Annotated in this window: 13 protein-coding genes; 4 read left to right on the plus strand and 9 right to left on the minus strand. The window is 64.3% G+C overall.

Features of this window, described 5'->3' with window-relative positions; genetic code table 11:
- Positions 1 to 66 precede the first annotated feature (66 nt).
- The 3 genes from FJW07_RS02970 (at position 67) to FJW07_RS02985 (ending at position 5609) form a co-directional block, all read left to right on the plus strand.
- Entirely contained in the window at positions 67 to 2826 is a 2760-nt protein-coding gene (locus tag FJW07_RS02970; RefSeq protein WP_246680634.1) for a caspase family protein, read from the plus strand.
- 445 nt (positions 2827 to 3271) lie between these two features.
- A complete protein-coding gene (locus FJW07_RS02980) occupies positions 3272 to 4363 on the plus strand; it encodes an OmpA family protein (RefSeq protein ID WP_140782118.1) in 1092 nt (363 codons plus the stop codon).
- A gap of 7 nt (positions 4364 to 4370) precedes the next feature.
- Complete coding sequence (locus tag FJW07_RS02985; protein WP_246680635.1) at positions 4371 to 5609, plus strand: caspase domain-containing protein; 1239 nt, start codon at positions 4371 to 4373, stop codon at positions 5607 to 5609.
- A gap of 42 nt (positions 5610 to 5651) precedes the next feature.
- Here the strand turns inward: FJW07_RS02985 and FJW07_RS02990 are convergent, their stop codons facing one another.
- Positions 5652 to 6212 carry a hypothetical protein gene (locus FJW07_RS02990; RefSeq protein ID WP_246680636.1) on the minus strand — a complete coding sequence of 187 codons (561 nt, stop codon included), beginning with the start codon at positions 6210 to 6212 and terminating at the stop codon, positions 5652 to 5654.
- Between the two features lie 176 nt (positions 6213 to 6388).
- Here FJW07_RS02990 and FJW07_RS02995 point away from each other — a divergent pair, with 176 nt between their 5' ends.
- Positions 6389 to 6922, plus strand: coding sequence for an OmpA family protein (locus FJW07_RS02995; protein WP_181182539.1), 534 nt, complete (start codon positions 6389 to 6391; stop codon positions 6920 to 6922).
- Positions 6923 to 7270: 348 nt separating this feature from the next.
- On the opposite strand, the gene FJW07_RS03000 is transcribed toward FJW07_RS02995, so the two are convergent.
- From FJW07_RS03000 to tagH, 8 genes are all read right to left on the minus strand, one after another.
- Complete coding sequence (locus FJW07_RS03000) at positions 7271 to 7486, minus strand: hypothetical protein (protein ID WP_140643195.1); 216 nt, start codon at positions 7484 to 7486, stop codon at positions 7271 to 7273.
- A 225-nt stretch (positions 7487 to 7711) separates the two neighbouring features.
- Positions 7712 to 10153: a M23 family metallopeptidase gene (locus FJW07_RS03005; RefSeq protein WP_140854321.1), complete on the minus strand. Its 2442-nt coding sequence runs from the start codon at positions 10151 to 10153 to the stop codon at positions 7712 to 7714.
- Positions 10150 to 10641 (minus strand): DUF1036 domain-containing protein, encoded by a 492-nt coding sequence (locus FJW07_RS03010; protein ID WP_140854323.1) that lies wholly within the window; start codon positions 10639 to 10641, stop codon positions 10150 to 10152. The genes FJW07_RS03005 and FJW07_RS03010 overlap by 4 nt, the downstream gene beginning before the upstream one ends.
- Positions 10642 to 10652: 11 nt before the next feature.
- Complete coding sequence (locus FJW07_RS03015; protein WP_140854324.1) at positions 10653 to 13127, minus strand: serine/threonine-protein kinase; 2475 nt, start codon at positions 13125 to 13127, stop codon at positions 10653 to 10655.
- Entirely contained in the window at positions 13124 to 13903 is a 780-nt protein-coding gene (locus tag FJW07_RS03020) for a PP2C family serine/threonine-protein phosphatase (RefSeq protein ID WP_140854326.1), read from the minus strand. The genes FJW07_RS03015 and FJW07_RS03020 overlap by 4 nt, the downstream gene beginning before the upstream one ends.
- Positions 13904 to 14020: 117 nt before the next feature.
- On the minus strand, positions 14021 to 17548 hold the full coding sequence (gene tssM / locus FJW07_RS03025; protein WP_181182540.1) for a type VI secretion system membrane subunit TssM: 3528 nt from the start codon (positions 17546 to 17548) through the stop codon (positions 14021 to 14023).
- Positions 17548 to 19080 carry a type VI secretion system protein TssL, long form gene (gene tssL, locus FJW07_RS03030; protein WP_140854330.1) on the minus strand — a complete coding sequence of 511 codons (1533 nt, stop codon included), beginning with the start codon at positions 19078 to 19080 and terminating at the stop codon, positions 17548 to 17550. Before tssL ends, tssM begins: the two co-directional genes overlap by 1 nt.
- 296 nt (positions 19081 to 19376) lie before the next feature.
- Positions 19377 to 20456 carry a type VI secretion system-associated FHA domain protein TagH gene (gene tagH, locus FJW07_RS03035; RefSeq protein WP_140854332.1) on the minus strand — a complete coding sequence of 360 codons (1080 nt, stop codon included), beginning with the start codon at positions 20454 to 20456 and terminating at the stop codon, positions 19377 to 19379.
- Between the last annotated feature and the right edge of the window lie 305 nt (positions 20457 to 20761).

The following is a 20761-nucleotide window of genomic DNA, read 5'->3' on the forward strand; positions in this document are numbered from 1 at the left end:
GCTTTCGGCGCTTTTAATAAACGCGCAGTGCGGCGCGGAGGCAATGGTCGGGCTGGGAGCACGTCGATGATCGCGATCCGGTTCGTTGTTGCGAATCCGTTCTGCCGTTGCGGTGCCGAAGCCGCTGCGGTAATCTCAGGCGGACGATACGCATGCATCCTGTCGTTAGTGCGAGGGTTCCATCCTGCCTGGGCGGATTGTGAACTCTTTAACAGACCTCCGCGTCGCAAGCTGCGTTCTTGTGGCCGACAGGTCATAGCGGTTAAGGATTTTGCCATGCTGCGACGCTGCGCGCTGATTGCAGCCTTGATCCTCGTGGGCCTCACGACGGTGCAGGCGCATGCCGATCGAAGGGTTGCGCTTGTCATCGGCAATTCCGAATACCGCGAAATCCCGGCCCTCAAGAATCCCGACAAGGATGCGGAAGACGTGTCGAGCACGTTCCGGCTGGCCGGCTTCGATGTGTTCGTCGCCAAGGATCTGACCAAGCTCCAGTTCGAGAAGGAATTCCGCAATTATCTCGCGGCGGCGGACGGCGCCGATCTTGCGGTCGTCTACTATTCGGGACACGGCTTTCAGATTGGCGGCGAGAACTTCCTGATCCCGGTCGATGCGTCGCTCAAGGCTGCGGCCGACATCGAGGTCCAGGCGGTCAAGCTCGACGATGTCCTGCAGCAATTGCGCGCCAAATCGAAGATCCAGGTGATCATCCTCGATGCCTGCCGCAACAACCCGTTCCCGCGCAAGGATTATTGGTTGCGCGACCAGTTGATCGCGGCCGGCGGCACCGGCCTTGCGCAGGTGAAAAGTTCGCTGAACACGCTGATTGCCTTCGCCACCGAGCCCGGCGCGGTCGCCTATGACGGCTCCGGCGATCTCAGCCCGTTTTCATCCGCCTTCTCCCGCCGCGCCCTGGCGCCGAACCAGGAGATACGCTCGGTCATGGCGGCCGTCCGCCGCGATGTGGTCGAAGCCACCAAGGGCGCGCAGGTTCCTTGGGAGAACTCCTCGCTGATCGACGAGGTGGTGCTGATGCGCCGCGCCAATCGGCCGGCTTTGCCGCCAGTGCTGGAAAAGACCGTGCCGTCGGGCATCGGACCGGTCGCGCTCGACCTGCCGGTGCCAGTCGATGTCGACGGCGGCGCCGTCAGCATCAGCATCGAAAGGCCGCCGGCCCTGGGGCGCCTGATCCTGGACGGCAAGCCGGTCGCAACGGGCGAGCCGATAGAGGGCAAGGATCTGCCGCGGCTTCAGATGGATGTGCCGAAGGGTGCCGACGCCGAGGATCAGGTCGATATGCTGGCCTATGCGACGCACGACGAATGGGGCGGCGGATCGCAGGGCATCCTGGTGTTCCGGGTCAAGAATGGCGATGGCGCCGCGGGCAAGCAACTTGTGGCCTCGCTGGAGTCCGAGCAGAAGCAGGAGGTGGTGGAGCGGGGCATCCACATCGCCGGCGCCGCCGAAGCGATCGACAACCGCGACGTCAAGATACCCGTCGGCGTCGGCCCTGTGCCGCTGAAACTGGATGTCCCGACCAAGGATCCCGGCGTCAGCCTGAAGCTCGCGAGCTATCCGGCAACCGGAACGCTGTCCCTGCCGGATCGCACCTTGTCGCCGCAATCGAGCCTGATGGCCGATGAAGTCGATAAACTGCGCTACGAACCGCAGATAGGCGCCGCAAAACCGTTGATCGTCGGCTTCGACATCATAGCCGACAACACACCGTCAAAGCCGGCGACGATGAAGCTGTCGCCGAGCGTCGATCCTTGCGACACGCGGGCCGGCGAACCTTTGGACCTGCAGGGCGTCGTCCCCGGCCTGTTGCCGAACGAGATCGGCGCGGGAGCCGTGGAGGCCTGCCAGGCGGCGGTGAAGGCTTATCCCGATGTCGCGCGCTTCCATTACGAGCTAGGGCGCGCTCTGCTCGCCGCCGGCAAGGTCGACGAGGCCAAGAAGGCGATCGAGGAGGCCGCCGACAAGGGACATGTCCGCGCGGTGTTCGAGCTTGGTTATCTCGTCGCGTCCGGAATAGGAACAGCTGTCGATCCCACGAAAGCAAACATCTTCTATTCCGCAGCATCCGACAAGGGAGATCCTTACGGGATGACCGCATGGGGCCGCGCTCTGTTCAACGGTTTCGGAGTCCAGCGCGACCCGAGCAAGGGATTGGACCTGCTGCTCAAGGGCGCGGCTATGGGGCATACCTATGCCATAAACGAGCTTGCTTCGATTTTTACGGATGGCCGCAATGGTGTGCCTGCGGATTATGCTCGCGCAGTAGCCTTCCTCAAGGCGGGTGTAGAGCGGCAGGACATGTATTCGATGAATCTTTTGGGGCGCAACTATCTCACCGGAAGGGGCGTTGAAAAGGATCCGAAACAGGCGCAGGCGCTTTTCCAGAAGGCGATGGATCTTGGCCAGCCATATGCCCCTGCTAGCCTTGCACGTATGTACCGGGACGGTGTTGGTGTGGCGCAGGATTTTGACGAAGCCCAAAGGCTGTTCGAATTGGCGACTGCCCGCGGCGACTACTCCGGTGCCTATGACCGAGCAGCTCTTGAGATGCAGAAGGGTAACAAGGCCGACCAGGTTGTGGCTGTCCGGTATCTAGCATTCGCGGTGGGGCTTGATCTTCGTGACGAACTGCCGAGTGCCCAGACAACTCTAGCGCAATTTGGAGCAAAGCCGAAGGCTGCTGCCCTCAAGCAGTTGCGCTCGGAGCTCAAATCGAAAATCCCAACGGGTGGTTCGGTCGACGACCAATTGATCAAGACGGCGAGAGCTGTCTGGGAGCAAGCCAACCCGCGTCGAGACTTGTTTTGATCAATAAGGAGACAAGGTGGTGGGCAGGGCATTGAAAAAGGCAATCATCGCGACGATGCTATCCGGTGTCTTGGCGACCGCCGGGTGCACCACCGTACCCCCTAAGATTGAGCCGGCACCGACAGCGAAACACCGAACCAAGGTCGTTCGTACGACGACCGCACCGAAGGTCATCAAGCGTAAAAAGGTGACTGTTAAGAAACCGATCGAACCCGTTCAGAACGAAACGCCGCCTGTCATTGCGCCTTTGGGGGGAGGTGGCACAGGTGGAGGTTCCGCGGGAGGCGGTCACAGTTGGTGACGAGGATCGATGGAGACAAGCCGATCTCTGAATAGTTGATCCCGCTCTCACTTCACCTTGAACCGCTCGCCAAGCCCGGACAATTGCTCTATGCTCCCGTTACGTGCCGGTATCGAGATCGGGTTGTCCTGGCGGGGGCGTTCCATGTTCGAAGTCGTCGCATTCTGGCGAAAAATGCTAACCAAGGCTGCGGCTTTTGGCTTGATCGTTGTCGCGCTGCTGGTCTTCGGATCGCAGGCTGCGAGCGCCGCGCACAACTGGACGCTCGATCCGTCCGCTTCGGTGCTCACCTACCAGTCGGTCAAGAAGAACACGATCGTCGAGACCAACAAGATCAGGAACATCACCGGCACGCTGAGTTCCGCCGGCGATGCCAAGATCAGCTTCGACCTCAATTCCGTCGACACGGGCGTCGACCTGCGCAATGTCCGCATGCGCTTCCTATTTTTCGAGACCTTCACCTATCCGACGGCCGAGGTGACAGCGAAGGTGGACCCGGCGGCGTTCGCCGACCTGCCGACCAAGCGCCGGGTGAAGACGACATTGCCATTCCGCCTCAGCCTGCATGGCGTCGACAAGGATCTAGAGGCAAGCGTCGTCGTCACCATGATCAGCGATACCCAGGTTTCCGTCGCTTCGGAGGCGCCCGTCGCGGTCCATGTCGAGGATTTCGGGCTCTTGCCCAACATCGACAAATTGCAGCAGGCCGCCAACGTGACCAACATCGTGCCGACCGCTTCGGTGTCGTTCGATTTCGTCTTCACCGCCGACGGCGGCAAGCCGGCCGCCGTGCAGACCGTCGCGGCCAGCACCGCCGAGGTCGGCCCCGTCGCCACCGATGCCGCGAAAGCCAATTTCAGCGACGAGGAGTGCCTCAACCGGTTTGCCGTGCTCTCGCGCACCGGCGCCATCTATTTCCGTCAGGCGAGCGCAAGGCTCGACGCGAAGAGCCGTCCGCTGCTGGCTGAGGTGGAAGGTGTCGTCGGCAAATGCCCGGCCCTCAAGGTCGAGGTGTCCGGCTACACCGATTCCGACGGATCGCCCGAGGCGAACAAAGCGCTCTCTGAACGGCGCGCCCAGGCGGTCGCCGATGCTTTGGTTGCGGACGGCGTCCCGCGCAACCAGATCAGCTCGGCCGGCTATGGCGAGGACAAGCCTGTCGCCGCCAACGATACGCCCAAGAACAAGGCGCTCAACCGGCGGATCGAATTCTCCGCAAGCAAGCTCGCCAATTGAGGTGGCGGTGAATTCCGCTCCAATCGCCTTTTGCGGTGACGTGTTTCGCGCCGCCGGGCTTGTGGCGCTGGCCTTGCTCCTGACGTTGACGGCCGCGAACGCCGAGCGGCGGATTGCGTTGGTGCTCGGCAACTCGCAGTACCAGCACGCGGCGCCGCTCCTCAATCCGGCGCGGGATGCGCAGGCCATGGCCGATCGGCTCAAGGACCTCGGCTTCGAGGTGGTCTCCGGCTTCGACCTCACCAAGCAGCAGACACAGGCTACGGTCGCGCAGTTCGCCAAGCAGGTGCGGGGCGCCGACATCGCGCTTTTCTTCTATGCCGGCCATGGCCTGCAGGTCTCCGGCAAGAATTATTTGCTTCCCGTCGATGCCGCGCTCGAGGACGAGACCTCGCTCGATTTCGAGGCCGTCTCGGTCGATTTCATCCTGCGCCAGATGTCGCGCGAGACGAGCATAAGACTGGTTTTCCTGGACGCATGCCGGGACAACCCGCTTGCCGAGGTGCTGGCGAAGGCCGCCGGCATCAAAGGCGCAAGCAGCGGCCTTGCCGAAATCCCGATCGAGAATGGCGGCGCCGGCACGCTGGTCGCCTTCGCCGCCAGCCCGAACCAGCTTGCCTATGACGGGTCGGGCGACCACTCGCCCTTCACCACGGCGCTGCTCCAGCATGTCGGCGAATCCAACGTCTCCATCACCGAAGCGATGAACAGGGTGACCAGCGACGTCTTCAAGGCCACCGCCGGCAAGCAGCGCCCCTGGATCAACGTCTCGCTGACCACCGAGGTCGTCCTGCACAGGGTCGATCTCAATGCGCCGCTGATCGTCGGCGAGGCAAGCGCGCCGCAGGCCGAAGCGGGCTCCGAGACGCGCAACACCGGCGCCGCGTCCGGCCAGACCGACGACCAGCTTGCGCTCAATGCGCTGCGCGAAAAGATTCCGAAGTTGGAGACGGACGGCCCGATCCTTTTCGATCGCCCGGTCAAGTTCGGCGACCCGGCGATCGACGGCAAGAGCATAGCCCAATTGATCAAGGGGGAGCCGCTTTTCAGTCCGGTCGAAGGGCTCGACAAGTCGGTCTGGCAAGGCAAGCACTGCGACGGCTGCCACGAGTGGAACGAGACCCGCCTCTGCGAGCAGGCGAAGAATTTCGCCGCCAATGACGTCTCCGTCCTGCGCCTGCAACATCCGCTTGGTACCCGCTTCAAGGTCGCTTTGGCCAGGTGGGCGCAAGGCGGCTGTAAATGATGCTGAGTTAAGGACTTTCCGAGTCTTGTCCGGCGTAAAGCCCTAATACGCGTCGACAGATTGCCGCTGCGCCTCCATCTCCACCATCTGGACGCCCATTTCGACGAAGGCGGAAAGCACGCCAAAGCGGTCCGCGGTCGAGACGCGCGCCAGCCCCGCCAGGATCCCGGCGTTGACGGCGTGAGCGGCGGGGAATCCGGTCGATAGCATGTCGAAGGCCGGGTCACGCCACGCTGCCGACAGCGCGATCCATGCAGCCGGCGTCGCTGGCGACGGATCGACGGCACTGCTGAGCGCCGCTCGATGGCGGGGATTGCCGGGCTCGCCGACCCAATCGTTGACGAGCGCCAGCAATTCGAGTTCCCTATCGGCAAGGAGTTCTGAGAGATGGCTCAGGCATTCATGCCCCCACCAGACCGCGGCGCGATCGGGCAGGAGATAGGCGCAGAACGTGACGGCCTCCTCCGGCACGCGTCCGGCGAGCAGGGCGCGGCAGAATTCCAGCGGGGGTTGATTGGCGGCAGGCGATTTCATGTCCCGGGCGATCGCGGGACAGGCAAGAAACAAATCCCTTGCGGTTCTGTATCCGAGTTCGTTGGCCATGGCTGCCACACCCCGAGAGCCACCTGACAAGCACTCAAGCCTTTAGCCGAGAGCCGGTCAAGCGTTAGCTTCTAGCAGGTGGCGGCCGTCGGCAACGTGCGCTTGGTCACAGACAATCGTTTCAAGATTTGATATAGTTCGCGTCAGCGAAACCCGCTCAAACAGGAGAGACGGTCATGCGGTGGGGCAGCTCAGCCTTGGCATTGGCGACCGTGCTTTTTTCAACGCACGTTTACGCCGATCCGCTTCAGAAATCGGAAGACATCGTAAATTACTTCGCCGGCCAGGGTAATCTTGGCGCGTCACGCGGCATCTGCGTCGGCACCGAGGAAGAGTGCAAGAGCAAGGCCGAGAAGAACGAGGCGCCTCAAAAGGCCGGCCTCGACATGATGATCAATTTTGCCCTGGATTCGGCCCAGCTCGACCAGACCGCGCGCACGGAACTGGACGAGTTCGCCAAGGCGCTGAAGGACAACCGGCTGAGCACGTTCAGCTTCGTCGTCGAAGGTCACACCGACGCGACCGGTACGGATCGCTACAACCAGGACCTGTCGCAGCGAAGGGCGCAATCGGTGGCGGCCTTCCTGGCGGCGAACGGCGTTCAATCTACCCGGCTCGAGCCGATCGGCCTGGGCAAGTCGCATCCGCGCGTCGCCAATCCCTACGATCCGGTCAACCGCCGGGTGGAAATGCGGATCAGGACGCAATAGGGCGGCCGGCCCAGGCCAGTCAGCTCATAGCGAATTGCCGATGCGGGCGCTGCCGACAGGCTAGCTCTCATCTTCGATCGGTTCTTGAGTGCACCGCCCACCGCAATAGCCGGGCGGTCTTGCACAGCCGAAGCCTCCGCGGCATTGGACCGTGCAGCGATTTACCACTCATTCACGATATTAGCGCAACCTGATATTCGGTCATGCTGGTACAGCGTACATGCCAAAAGCCCTAAAGCGCGTCGCGTCGAAACGGATTCACGCGACGCGCTTTAGGTCGTTACTTGATGCATGTCGTTGTCGCAAAACCGAGTTCACTTTTGCGCGACATGCATTAGCGCCGATCCTTCAGCGCTGGGGCTTTTTACGCATGATCCATTCGACTATGTTGGGGTCGACATAATCGTCTCCGGTCACGATACGGACCAGCTTCGTTGCGCGCGGCCGCCATTGATCTTCAGGAACCTTGTCTTCGTCGACCCAGCGCTTGAACGCTTCGCGCATGACGTCGAATTCGAAGTATGAACCGTTGTCGTTGGATTGCTTTTTGACCATGGCGGGCAACGTCGAATTCGCTGAAATGTTCCAGCCTCAGATGTGAGCCTCGCCACTTACCCGAACCGTTAATGACATTGTTGCTCTGCGGATCACCATAACATGAGTGAATTCTAATGGAGATTTTGTGGATGGTGCGGCGCAATTCAGGCAGGCAGCGCGGTTTCCGTCCATGCGCAGGTTCGTCAAACTAGTCACCGCGCGTCGAAACGCTGTTGCTTGGTAAACCGAGAACTAGCCGGGCTCGAGCGTATTCTGGATCGAACCTATCAACGCGGCGATCGCCTGCTTGTATTTCTCGAACTCCGGCGATGTCTGCCGGACCTCGGTCGTGGTTGTCGTCGGCTGGCCCTGGTCGGTGACCACGCGTGGCGCTTTCTGCCCCATTTTCCGCTCGGCCCAGTCCACGACATAACTGGCGGTCTTGCCGGTGAGGAACGGGTTGGCCTGGATGACGGCTGATCCGAGAACCGCAGTCAATTGCGACGAACCCGGCGCCGCCAGCACCTGATGCGCCCCTTCCATGCCGAGGAAATGGCAAAGATAGAGGCGTCCGGCGGTGATCTGGTGGCCGCGGGCGCGCAGATAGGCTTCCCCTTCGCGCGCCAGGTTGCGCACCATTTCACGCGACAGCGTGGCGTCGTAGCGAAGCGCAAGCAGATCGGCGGTCGACAGCGAGCGGGCGAGGTCGGGCCGATAGGTGTTCATCATCCGGATCCAGGTCTTGGAGATGAACTGGCCGGCGCCGGTTGCCGAGGAAAGCGGATTCTTGGCTCGCGCGCTGCCGCCGCTTTCGACATGCACGATCCGGTCGGTCAGCGTCTCGACCGCGGCATCGCCGGAGCCGCCGGAACTGACGGACACGGCGGTAGCGACCGAGGTGACCGTGCCCAGCGGGTCGATCGCCTCGCCGTTCTGGTAGAGCTCGAAATGCAGATGCGGGCCGGTCGAAAGCCCCGTAGTGCCGATATAGCCGATGACGTCGCCGGCCTTCACCTTGGTGCCGACGGCGCTGGCGCTGGCGAATTTCTGCATATGCGCGTAGCGCGTCTCGCGGCCGTTGGCATGCGTGATCTTCACCAGATTGCCATAGCTGCCGCCATCGCCCTGGAACGAGATCTCGCCGTCGAAGGCGGCCATGATCGGCGTGCCGACCGGCGCCGCCCAGTCGACGCCCTTGTGGATTCGAACCGTGCCCAGGATCGGATGCTTGCGCGGGCCGAAGGTCGAGGTCATCACCCCGGCGACCGGCGTGACCATGCCGTTGGTGACGGTCAGCGAGCGGACCTGGTCGTCGCCGGTCACACAGGCATACTGGCCGTCGCTCTGCTGGAAGACGAAACAGTCGAGGCTCTTGTCCGTGCCCTGGACGCCGACATAGAGCACCCGTCCCGAAATCTCGCCCTGGCCGCGCGGCATCTGCGAATAGATCAGCACCAGGCGCTGGTCCTCGCTGGCGAAGGCGTCGAGGTCCTGTCCCCGCGACAGATACATGATCGCCTCGCCGATGACGCTGGTCGGCACCTTGTTGCGCGCCGCGGTCGAGTAGATCGCGTCGAGCAGGCGGTACTGCCGCTTGGGCCCGCCCTGGTCGGAAGCGCCGGAATAGTTGAAGAGGTCCTCGCGCACCCAGGGGTCGACGCCCGACACGAAGGCGCCGGCTGCATTGCGCGTCAGCGTGCCGACATAGACGTTCCTCGCGTAGATGGAGACCTGCATCAGCGACATGGTCGTCGTCTCGCGATTCGGCCGGAACCCGCGCATGGCCACGACAAAGCCGGGCTCCAGCCCGTCGCGGTTGAACAGCGTCTTCAGCGCTTCGCCAGCGAGCTTCGCGTCGTCGGCGGAGAAATGCGCGTCGAGCGCCACGCTGTCCAGGCTGCGGTCGTTGAGGATCTTCACGAAAGTGTCCTCGGTCGCCTCGAAGCGCTGGTATTCGCTGGCGACGGTCGCAACGGTCGTGTTGTTCTCGATCGCGGTTTTCGTGAAAGCCGGGAGTGCTGCCTCCCCCTGGTCGATGGTCTCGCCCCAGCCTGCCTCTGGATCGTCGGCGTCTGCCTTGGGCGCCGAGCCGGCATCGCTTTCGTCCGGCGCCGCCTGGAGATCATTCTGCAGGTCGCCTCGCGGATCGCCCTGTTGATCGTCCGGCGCCGCGGCCGGAGCGGGTGGGGCCGGTTGCGCATCTTCCGGCTCCGTTGCCGAAGGCTTCGGAGCGGCCTGCCGCTGTGCCTGGAAGAAGGCGAAATCCTCCTGCGTCGACGGGATCGTCGTCATGAACTTTTCGCTGGCGCTCAGCATCACGTCGGACAGGATTTCGATCTGCGGCGAAGCCCCGGAACTGTCGAGCTCGGCTGGACGCGCTACCGTCTTGCCCTTTGTCGCAGTGTCGGCATCGGGCGCCAGCGTGATCCACATCGGATCGCCGGCGAGATCGATGATCGCCGGCACATAGACCGAGGCGTCGGGCGGCACGTCTTCCATGTCCTCGACGGGATGCAGCTCTTCGTCCTCGTCGCCGAACGACCAGTAGTCCCTGGTCAGATAGAAGCCGGTGGCTAAGGCGACGACTGCGAGCGTGGCAAGGCCGGCAAGGGCCCGCCGCCAAAGCTTGCGCCGTTGCGCGGCCAGGCGCGCCTGCTTCTTCTGTCTGAAGCTCGTGTCGATCGCGTGCGTCACGGGCTGTTTCCGGTCAGGAAATAGGTCCAGCGCACCTGCTCGAGCGTGTCGACCTCGACGAAGCGCGCCGCGATATGGCCGCGCTGCCAGCACTCGTCGATGCCGCGGATCGAGAAGCGCCGCCGGTCGATGCACATCTCGGTCGAGCCGTTGAGGATCGCGTGGCCGAAGACGTCCGTCGCGTAGAGATAGATATAGCGGTTGGTCAGTTCCTCGCGGATGACGTTGACGCACTGGTTGGCGCCGATCGTCCACCAGCCGTCCGTCTGGTCGGCATTGTCGACCTTCTGTCCGACGGCGAGATTGACGACGTCGAGCGTCTGGTTGCAGACGGTGAATTCGGCATGCGCCTTGCCGGGCGAAAGGATCGAGAACAGCGCCGCGCCAAGCGCGGCAAGCGTCATGCGGCCCGGGAACGGCAATCGGAGCCGGCTACGCTGCTTGCGTGGCGGGGGCTGGTGCAAAGAACGCAAGGTGCGAAGGTTCATCGGCGTTCATGCTATCCGCCAAGCCGGAAATAGGTGGCCGTGGCGGAGAACTGCGATCCGTCGGCCTCGATCTCCTCGAGGATCCTGGGCAAAAGCTCCGAGGCCGGCGTCGGCCTGGAGAACATGGCGGCCTGGATGTCCTTGGGCCCGGTGATCACCAGCATGATCTGCGGCACCGCCTTGCCGGCTGCCTTGTCCGCGGCGGCGAGGCCGATCGGGATGTTGAAGGTCACCTTGTCGGTTTGCGGCACCATGCGGTCGTCGAGATTGAACGCCACGCCCTTGTGGTCGATCAGCATGATGTTCGAGACGAGCCCGCCGCCCGTATAGAGCGCGCCGCTGACCGGCGAGCCGTCCGGGACCGATGTCCGGTCCAGGACAAGCTGTGGCTTCGCGGCCGAGCTCCGGTCGAGGAAGCGAAGGAAAGTGGGCACTCCGCACTGGGAGAGCGTGATGAGGCGCACGCTGATGTCCGGCTCGATATGGAACCTCGTCTGGAAATCGCTGAGCAATTGTTCGAAGGGTTGGACCGCCGTCCCGTATCCCTCGATCGCGGGGGAAGCGCCGGGTCCCGATGTCACGTTCGCGTAAAAACAGCTGCCGCCGCTGAAATCGCGAACCCAGGAGCGCTGGTCGTTCCACTTGGCCGTGTCCTCTTCCAGTGACGGAAGCGCCGGCTTTGGCACATTGATGGCGACGTCAGTGTCCGGCTGCTTGGTCGCCGGCGGCTGCGGTTGCTGGGCCGGCTGTGCTGGCGCTGTCGGCGTTTCCGGCGGGTTGGCTGTTGGGGTCTGTGCCTTAGGCTCGGCCGGCGGGGTGGTCGGCTGCGCCGGCGCCGGACTCTCCGGAGCGGGGGGCGGGGAAGCGTTCGGCTTGGGCAGCTTGGAAAGCATGTCAACGAGGTCTTTTACGCTGGGCTTGGCTGCCGGCGGATTCGCCTCCTGCGCCGGCTTGTTCTCGGCCGCCTGGCTCGGTTCCGGCGTCTTGACCACCGGTTCGCTCGTCGGCTGCGCCGGCTTCTGGCTTTCGGCGGCCGTTGGTGCGGCAGCCGGCGACTGCTGCGCCAGGGGTTGTACGGGTTTGGTCCCGACCTGAGGCGTCTGGCTTTTTGCCTCGCTCTTCGGCTGAGCGGCGGGTGGCGTCGGCTTCTCGACGGTGGCGGCGCCGTCAGTTTTCGGCGATTCCAGCTGAGGCGCGGACGGCGTCTGCGGTTGGGGTTTCGGCGCTTCCGGCTGCTGCGCTTCGGCCACTGGTTTGGCGGCTTCGGCGACCGGCTTCGGTGCCAGCGGTGTGGATTTTTCCGTCACCGGCGGGGGCGCCAGGACGCCGCTGAAATAAAGGCCGCCCCCAGCCAGCACCAGCGCCGCAACGCCGCCGGCGATGACGGGTATCCGTGAAGCCTTTCGCGGCGCAGCCGGTGCGGTCGCAGATGCGCTCGCCGGAGCGGCAGCCGGTGCGGGCCATTGCTCCGACAGGTATGCAGGGCGCACATGCTCGACGAAGCGCGGCTCGCCGGGAGGCGTCGGCGGCTGGGGCTTGGAGTCCGGCGGCGCCGTCCACCCGGCGCGCGGCAAGCCGGAGCGTTCGCGTGCGCCAAACGACACCGGCGGCGGCAATGTCGCCTCGAGATCCTCGCCACGCGTCGCCCGGGCGATCTCGCTCATGCTGGCCGGCCGGTCGCGCGGATCCGGCTGCAGCATGGCCGAGATCAGGTCGTGGAAATCGGGATCGATATCCGACAGGTCCGGCACGGTCCGGCGCTTCTCGATGACCTCGTATTGCGACCCGCTCATGTCGAGCGGCTTTCCGCGCAGTGCCGCGGCCAGCACCAGCCCAAGGCTGTAGATATCGGATTGCTCGCTGACATCACCGCCATAGAGACCGAGCTGCTCGGGCGAAACATAGTTGTATTTGCCGGCGAATTTTCCGCCGATCAGCGTTTCGCCGCCGACGGTCGCCGAGCGCGCGATGCCGAAATCGATGATCTTGGCGCGCTCCACCCGGCCGCCGGGCAGGATGATGTTGTCCGGCGAGAGGTCGCGGTGCACGGCGCCCGCCTGATGCACGGCGCTCAAGCCGGAGGCGAGGCGATGGCAAAGCCGGCGCACATCGTTCCCCTGCATCGGTCCGCGCCGCATGACGTCGAACAGCGACTCCCCGTCGACGAACTCCATCGCGAGATAGGGACGGCCGATCCCCGTATCGATGGTGAAGACGTGGTAGCGCACCACTGCGTCATGCGACAGATGGTTGAGGATCGACGCCTCCTTGCGGAACAGCGACAGGATCGTCTGGTCGCGCGCGAATTCTGGCAGCACGATCTTGATCGCCACGTGGTCGCCGGTCTGGATGTTGTGGCCGCGATAGACTTCGCCCATGCCGCCGGAGGCGATCCTCTCGTCGAGCTCGTAAATGCCGCTGAGCTGCGTGCCCACCCCGGTATAGATGACGTTCGTCGAAATCCGCGTCTTGTCGTCGTCGCTCATCTGGCCTGGCCCTCCACTGCGGACCGATCCGGATGGAGCGCGCCGTTGCGCCCGCCGCCGATCTTCACGAGTACAATGGTCACATTGTCGGTTCCGCCGCGCGTCAGCACCATGTCCAGCAGGATCTGGCAGGCCGCTCGCGGTGTGGCGGATTTGACCGCGGCCTCGATTTCGGCGTCGCTGACATGCGCGGTCAGTCCGTCGGTGCCCAGTACGAAAACATCGCCCGCCATCAGCTCGCCCTGCTGGAAATCGATATCGAGCTCGTCGCTGACGCCGATCGCATGCGTGATCACGTTGCGGCGCGGCCAGGTGCGCGCTTCCTCCGCGCTGATCATGCCGCGGTCGAGCAATTCCTGCACCTCGGTGTGGTCCTTCGAAACCTGGAAGATCGAGCCGTTGCGCACGAGATAGATGCGGCTGTCGCCGGCCCACAGGCAGGCGAAACGTCCATCCATGGCAAGCAGGGCCGCGAAAGTGGAGCCGATGGTGATGCCGCGCGATCGCGATATGTCGCGGATCTCGGCATTGGCGCGGCTGAGCCGGTCCTCGAATCGGGCGCGAAGGTCCGGCGCGGAGCTCGCAATGCCGATCGTTGCCAGATGGTCGACGATGCTGGCCGAGGCGACTTCGCCGGCCTCATGCCCGCCCATGCCGTCGGCCACCACCCAGAGCCCGGTCTGCGGTTCGATGAGGTAATTGTCCTCGTTGTGATCGCGCACGCAGCCCTTGTGGCTCACGCCGAAGCTTTCGATGGGGAGGGCGACAGTGCTCAATTTGCCACCAAGCGCTCAGCAGGCGTCCTCTGTGACCAACCACGGGCCGCGTGCCCAGGCCACTCTGCCACAAGCGTGTACATTAGAGTACCGAAATGAAGGCTCGCTCCAGCCATGTCAGAACGCCTTCGGACAGCTGAAGCCGGACAAGGCCGGCAGCAGCAGGGGATTGGCGCCCGAGCCGGCCTGGATCGTGTAGGCGACATCGCGTCCGCCGATCACGAAGCGGGCTTCCGTATTGGCGCCGTCGCCGGTGATGGTCGCCTTGTCGAAAAGCCGCTTCAACGCCCACGGCCCTTCGAATTTGAGCGCGGACTCGCGGCCGGGCATTTCCGGCATGAGGCTCAGGCTCGCCGATCCGGAAGCGGCGCCGCTCGGCCATGTCACGATGCTCGGCGCGTTGCCGGCCTGGGCGCTCTGGACCGTCTGCCCGTCGACATTGAGCACAGCGCTGTCGACTTCGCTGTTCACCGACGTGGGGGTGATGGTGATCGAGACCGAAGGCACCGAGCCGCCGGAAGGGAAGAAGGCGCTACGGATTTCCGCGGCCGACTGGAACGCCTTCAAGGTCGACTTCGCAAGATCGCGGCTGGAGCGGGCGTCCTGTTTCCAGGTCCATTCCTGGCCGGTCATGTCGATCAGCGGCGCGAGATTCTGCGCGAAGAAACGGTCCATCAGCCCGCCCGGCGCGAACAGCTTGGTGAAATCCGCCATCGAGATCTCGTCTGTGCCGTCGCGGGTGAAAGGATAGCGGCCATTGACCGCCTCCTCGCAGGCGCGCGTCACCGTCTGGTCGAGGTTCTGGTTGAGGTTGGCGACTGAGGTCTCGGCGACATTGCCTTCGAACTCGTCCGCCGCTGCGTTGACCATGCGCGCCAGCGGCTTCGGCAGGCGCGAGACATTGGCGCGCAATGTCGAGATCTGCAGCTGCAGGTTGGCGTTGACGCGCTCGGTCTGTGTGGGGACATCGGCCGCGAGCTTCAGGCTCTGGAAGATGTCGTGGAAGTTCTGCGTCAGCGCATCGAGCGGCCGGTGTCCGGCGGCCCCGCCAACCAGCGCCTGGAACGAGCGGAACTGCGCCTCGACGCTCGCGCCGGCATTCTGCGCGACGGCCGAGCTTGCGCCGGCGCGGCTTTGCGACTTGCCGCCGGCGATCTGGAGGCCGATGCGGGCGAGGCCCTTGGCCATGCTGGCGGGGTCCTGCTGCGCCGTGCCGGTATCGCCCTCGGCGGCGCTGTCCTTCGTCAATGCGGTTTCATCGGCGATCGCGGTGAAGAGCTGGTCGAGAGGCGAGTCTGGCGCGGCGACGGCCGAGAGCGCCAGATATTGCGGCTTGTCCTTCAGCATCGCCTTGAGCTTCAGCTGGTCGAGAACGCCGTTCCAGGCGGCGGCGAATTCCTTGCCGTAGCGGTCGATGAGCTCGGGGCCGAGCTTGGGCAGGTCCTGGTCGATGCCGCCCTGTTCGCCGCCGCCGCCAAGCACCCATTGATCGTCCACGAGCATCTGCGCGATGCGCGACAGCTGCGGCAGGAAGAAGCTATTGAACCCGCCGCGCGTATAGAGGCCGGTGACCTGAAGATCGGCAAGCTCGCTGCCGTCCGTGCGCTCGAACAGCAACTGCGCTTCCGGACCGGCTCTCGCGGCGATGGAGAAGTCCTTGAGCCTTGCAGCATAGACCGCCGACTTGATCTGCGCCCAGGCGCGGTCGGTGAGGCTCATGCGTCCGAGCGAGCGCTGCGCGGCCTCCACCAGCGGCTGGTTGAGCTCGAAGACGGGATCATAGGCGTCGTCGAGCGCAAGCATGGCGCGCAGGTGCTTTTCGAGCTGCGCGCGGCCCTCGCGGTTGTTCTCGCCGGGGTAGCGGTTCTCCTCCCAATCTTGCTTCATCCAGGAGACAACCAGTTCGTCGTCGACCTTCGGCGCCTTGCCGCCCAGCATCAGGTAGATCTTTAAAGGCTCGTAGAGCGCGACGGGGTCGGCCATCCGAGCCTGGATCGTCCGCTCCGCCTGCACCAGCAGCCGCGAGCGGAAGGTTCGCTCCAGCGCTTGCCGGTAGGCGGTCTTGGAGGCCGACAACAGCCTCTCGCGCTGGCTGAGCCCGAACGTCTCCTCGATCGGCTTTGCCTGGTCGCCGTTTTCGAAGCCGGCCGGCAGGTTGCGCAACTGGTCGAGCGGACCGATGACGTTTTCGAGGTCGACGTCGGTCACCGTCGTGCTGTTCAGCAGCGTATCGGCGCTGTCGCGATAATGCGCCATGGCCTGCCTTGTGGAGGCGATCAGCTGCTTGTTGGCGAAGAAGCTGAGGCCCAGCATGCCGAGCGCCGCCAAAGCCGCCAGCGCGATCGCGGCGAGGCCGCCGAACCTCGCGAGCCTGGCGCGCCGCTCGGAGGCCCTGTCGAACGAGACCCAGCCTGATTCCGGAAAGATCACCTTGACCAGCAGATCATGCAGGAAGAAGCTCTTGCCGGCGCCGGAGAGATGCGCTTGCGAAGCACTGCCGAAACTGCGGCCGATCGCGCCTAGCACCTGGTCGAAAGGCGTCCCTTCCTGGGTGCCCGAGGAGAAATAGAGCCCGCGCAGGCTGACATTGACCTGACTGCGCGAGGTGTCGAACAGGCTGCCGACGAACTGTGTTATCCGGGCCTTCAGCGCGCCGAACTGCGCCGGGAAGCCGAACAGCGTGATCCGCGCTACCGGGTCGGCCTCTTCCTGCAGGCGGTCGGCGATCTCTTCGGCGAGCCGCTTCGCCAGTTCGTCGAAGGCTGCGGGCGCCTCGCCGGCCATGTTCCTGGTGCGGTCGGCCGTCCGGAATGTCGCGCCCCACACCTTGCGCCTGCGTGCCTCGTCGAAATCGCCGAAATAATCCATGAAGCCGCAGATGAGATCGGCCTTGGTAAAGAGCAGATAGACCGGGAATTGGATCTTCAGCGTCTCGTGCAGTTCGCGCAGGCGGGTTCGGATCTCGGTGACATGCGCGTCGAGCTGCCGGTCGTCGAAGCCGATCAGGTCGGCAAGGCTGATGGCAAGGATCACGCCGTTGATCGGTTGCCTGGTGCGGTGTTTCTTGAGCAATCCCAGGAAGGCGAGCCAGCTTGCCTTGTCGCGCTCGCGGTCCGACTCCTGCGTCGTATAGCGGCCGGCCGTGTCGATCAGCACCGCCTCGTCGGTGAACCACCAGTCGCAGGACCGCGTGCCGCCGACGCCGGCCACCGGCTGCGCGCTGCCGGAGCCGGCAAGCGGAAACTTCAGTCCGGAATTGACCAGCGCCGTCGTCTTGCCGGCGCCGGGCGGGCCGATGACGATGTACCAGGGAATGTCATAGAGGAAATTGCGCTTGCCGCTCGTCCGCTTCAGCGTCGCGATGGCTTCGCTCATGCGCGCTTCGAGCACCTGTGAATCGTCGTTGCGCTCGTCGCTGCGCACGATGGCCGTTTCGAGCGCCTTTTGCGCCTTGCGCCGCTGCCAGAAGCGGACCCCGTAGAACAGCGCGAGCGCCAGTATGGTGACGCCGATGATCGTAGCCCTGAGCCACGCAGGCGCAAACGGGCGTGTGTCGGCGAAGCGGACCAGCGGCCCGGCATACCAGACCGCCGCCGAGAAACCGGCAAGCGCAAGCAGGCTGAAGATCCGCGGCGTCCAGCGCATCAGTTGCCGTTCTCCGCGGAGCCGTTCTGCAAGGTCTCCTGTTTCGGGATCATCATGGCGACGCGGCGGTTCTTGGCGCGGCCGTCCGCCGTGCCATTGTCGGCGATCGGCTCGTCCTCGCCCTTGCCGTCGGCACTGAGCCGCGACGGGTCCTTCAATTGCGTGGCCACCAGCGCCTGGACGGCCTTCGCCCGGGCGACGGAAAGATCGAAATTCGATTTGAACGTGCTCGACTTCTTTGGCTTCACATTGTCGGTGTGGCCGACGATCTTGATCGGCCCGGGTTCGGCGTCGAGCGCCGTGGCGATGGCGGCCGCGATCGGCTGGAATTGCGGCTTCAGCTCCGCCTGGCCGGGAGCAAACAGAAGCTGGTTGTTGATCTCGACGACGATGAACTCGCCCTTCTCGCCGACGCTCAGTCCGCCGCTGGCGATCTCCTTGGCAAGTGCGGCGCGGATGCGGTCGATCTGGGTGGTGTCCGGAACCACGGGCGGCGGCGGGCTGGCTTGCGCCGGCTCAGTGGGCGCCGCCACGCTGGCGCGCTCTATGGTGACGGGCGTCGAGGGATTGAGCGCCAGCAACTCGCCGGCGGTCGCATCGCCTTCATCGGTGACCAGCACCCGCAGTCCGAAGAAGGCCGCCGTCACCAGCGTCGCCGCGGCGGCCGCGACCGCCCAGAGCGGCAGCCGTGCCCTCGGCTTCGGCAGCGCCGCCGCCATGCCCTGCCAGCGCGGCGAGATGTCGTCGCCGGCGCGCTGCTTGAAGTAACGCAGCGTGTCGTAGACGTCGCGCCGGACACGTTCGAGCGTGTTTCGCTCGCCCGCAAGCCCCCGATACTGGCCCTCGAAACCCAGCGAAAGGCATGCATGCATCAGTTCGAGCAGGTTGTAATGCGCTTCCGGCTTGGCGAGGACGTTGTTCAGCGCTTCGTAGAAGCCGGCGCCCGTCGGCTGGGTGTGGAAGAACTGCGCCACAAGGCTGTGCTGAAGCCAGCTGTCCTTGCTCGGCCATGGCAGATTGCCGACAAGGTCGTCGGCGGTTCCGCAAAGGGCGAATTTCGCGATTCGCGCGTCTTCCTCGGCTACGCCGGCTTTCGCGATTGCAAGCTCGAAGGTGTCGATCGCTTCGGCTATATGCTCCGCCAAGGGCGCCGCTTGCCGTTCGACCGGCATCAGCCGCAATTGGCCGAGAAGCATCAGCAGCGGCGCCGCGGCGGCAAGGATCGGATTAGCCGCGGCGTATCTCACGCCGCCGGCGGCGTCGAGCAGGGCATCCTGCTGCACCCCCGGCGCCGCATTGGCCTCTGCTCCCGGGGTAGGTCCCTGAAAGAGTACCGTTCCAGACGACCAGCCCGTAGGCATCTGCCGGCCGCCGCCGGGATCGAACACCGTCGATTCGCGGGAAGGCGATGGAGCGGACCGAACGCCTTCCGGACCGGAACTCTCGGCAGCCGCGAGCGGTCGTTGCTTCGGCCGCGGCGCGCGGATGACGGTTTTGTCCAGCGGCCTGGAGGGATCGTCCTTCGAGCTCATCGGCGACGACCCGCCGTCGAATTGCAACGAGCATGTCTTTGCCCGGCAAAGCGCGCTTCAGGCTGAGCCTCGGCGGGCCGCATGGAAAGGCACATCTCGCCGAAACATGACATTGCTGCACACGCCCCAAGCCACGCCGCGTTGCCCGCCAGGCAAGCATCCCTGTTCATTCTAATCGCCCGGGCATTCAATTGAAACGGGGCCGCCGATTGAAATCGGAAAGCAAGATGATCGAAGAGGCGGCTTCTTCTATGAGAACCGTCACATACAGCCGGCGCGGTCCGTGCCGATCCAGGCTATTTCTGCTTGTCGGCCTTGGCGTAGGCTTCGGCGAAATAGGCGAGGAAGACATCCAGCATGCCGTTCTCGTGCTTGTCTTCCATCGTCCGCCATGTCGCGACAAGCGCATCCCAGGCCTGGCTTTTCCTGGACGAGAAGGATGCCGGCGGAATTTTCTTGGCGATCGCCTCCGGCGACAGGTCGTCGAGCAACCGCGACAGCGCGGCCTGCATGGCGGCGTAGGTCGCGATTTCGTGCGCCTTCAGGTCGCGAAACGCGTCTTCGACACTATGCCTGGCGTCGAGATAGCCGGCCCTGCGCTTGGCGAACATGATCTCCAATATGTCGTCGATGCCCGGCACGAATTTCAACGGATTGTTGTCCTCGGCGCCGATCATCGTCCGGTTCGAACTCTTGGCGAGCACCTTTGCCGCCGCGCGCGCCTTGAGCAGCAGGGACAGTTGCTCGACAGTTGTCCTCAGCACGGAGCCGATCTCGGCCGCGACATCGTGCGGATCACGCGACTGCAGCAACTCCGGCGCGATGCCCGCCGCCTTGGCGATCTCCCGCAATATCGCGTCCGCCTCCGCGGGCCGGTTGGCTGGAACCGCCGGGCCGGGCTGCAGCGCCGAGGATGTCGAGACGGGCGCTGCCCCGGTTGGTCGCTGCTCTGCCGGATTGAAGAACGGCTCATGGCCGGGATCCAGGGGGCGGCCGGTCGAGGACGGCAACTCACGTTGCGTCGATCCTGTACTGGCTTGAGGATGTCCGGTCGCGGCTCGTTCGTCTTCGATCGAAACGCCGACGACATAACGGCCGATCAGCAGCCGGTCGCCCTGGGCCAGCCGATGCGGCCCGCTCATGCGCTGGCTGGAACCGTTGACGAAAGTGCCGTTGCGCGAGACATCGTAGAGCCAGAACGAGCCCGCCTGATAGCGGACCTCGCAATGCCGGCCCGAGATGAACTTGTCCGGATCGGACAGCGTCCAGTCGCAATTCTCGCGACCGATCTCGAAGCTGCGGTCGCGGGCGGCGTAGCTGGCGGCGGTGCCGGCCGGCAGCCTGTCGACATTGCTGATCTGGAGAGAGATGAACATCCGGAAGCGTCGCCCAACTTGGTCAACAAATGCTTATTTTCCGCGCAATTCCAGGCGGAAACGCCAACGCACCTTTCCTGGAATTGCCTTGGCATTCTAGCAGCTTGCGAGCGCGGCGGGAGAGGAGCGTTTCACACCGGCGCATGGGCAGTTTAGCCACAGCTGTTATTTGGCCCCCGCCAAACATATGCTAGGCTGAAAGCGGTCCGGTGCGGTGGGCGTGAAAAGTTCCCGAACGTGATGCGGTTAACATAGCGGGGGCTTCAATCCATCATACTGGCGGCCGCGTCCAGGAGGGGCACGAC

This window comes from Mesorhizobium sp. B3-1-9 (assembly GCF_006439595.1).
Classification (GTDB): domain Bacteria; phylum Pseudomonadota; class Alphaproteobacteria; order Rhizobiales; family Rhizobiaceae; genus Mesorhizobium.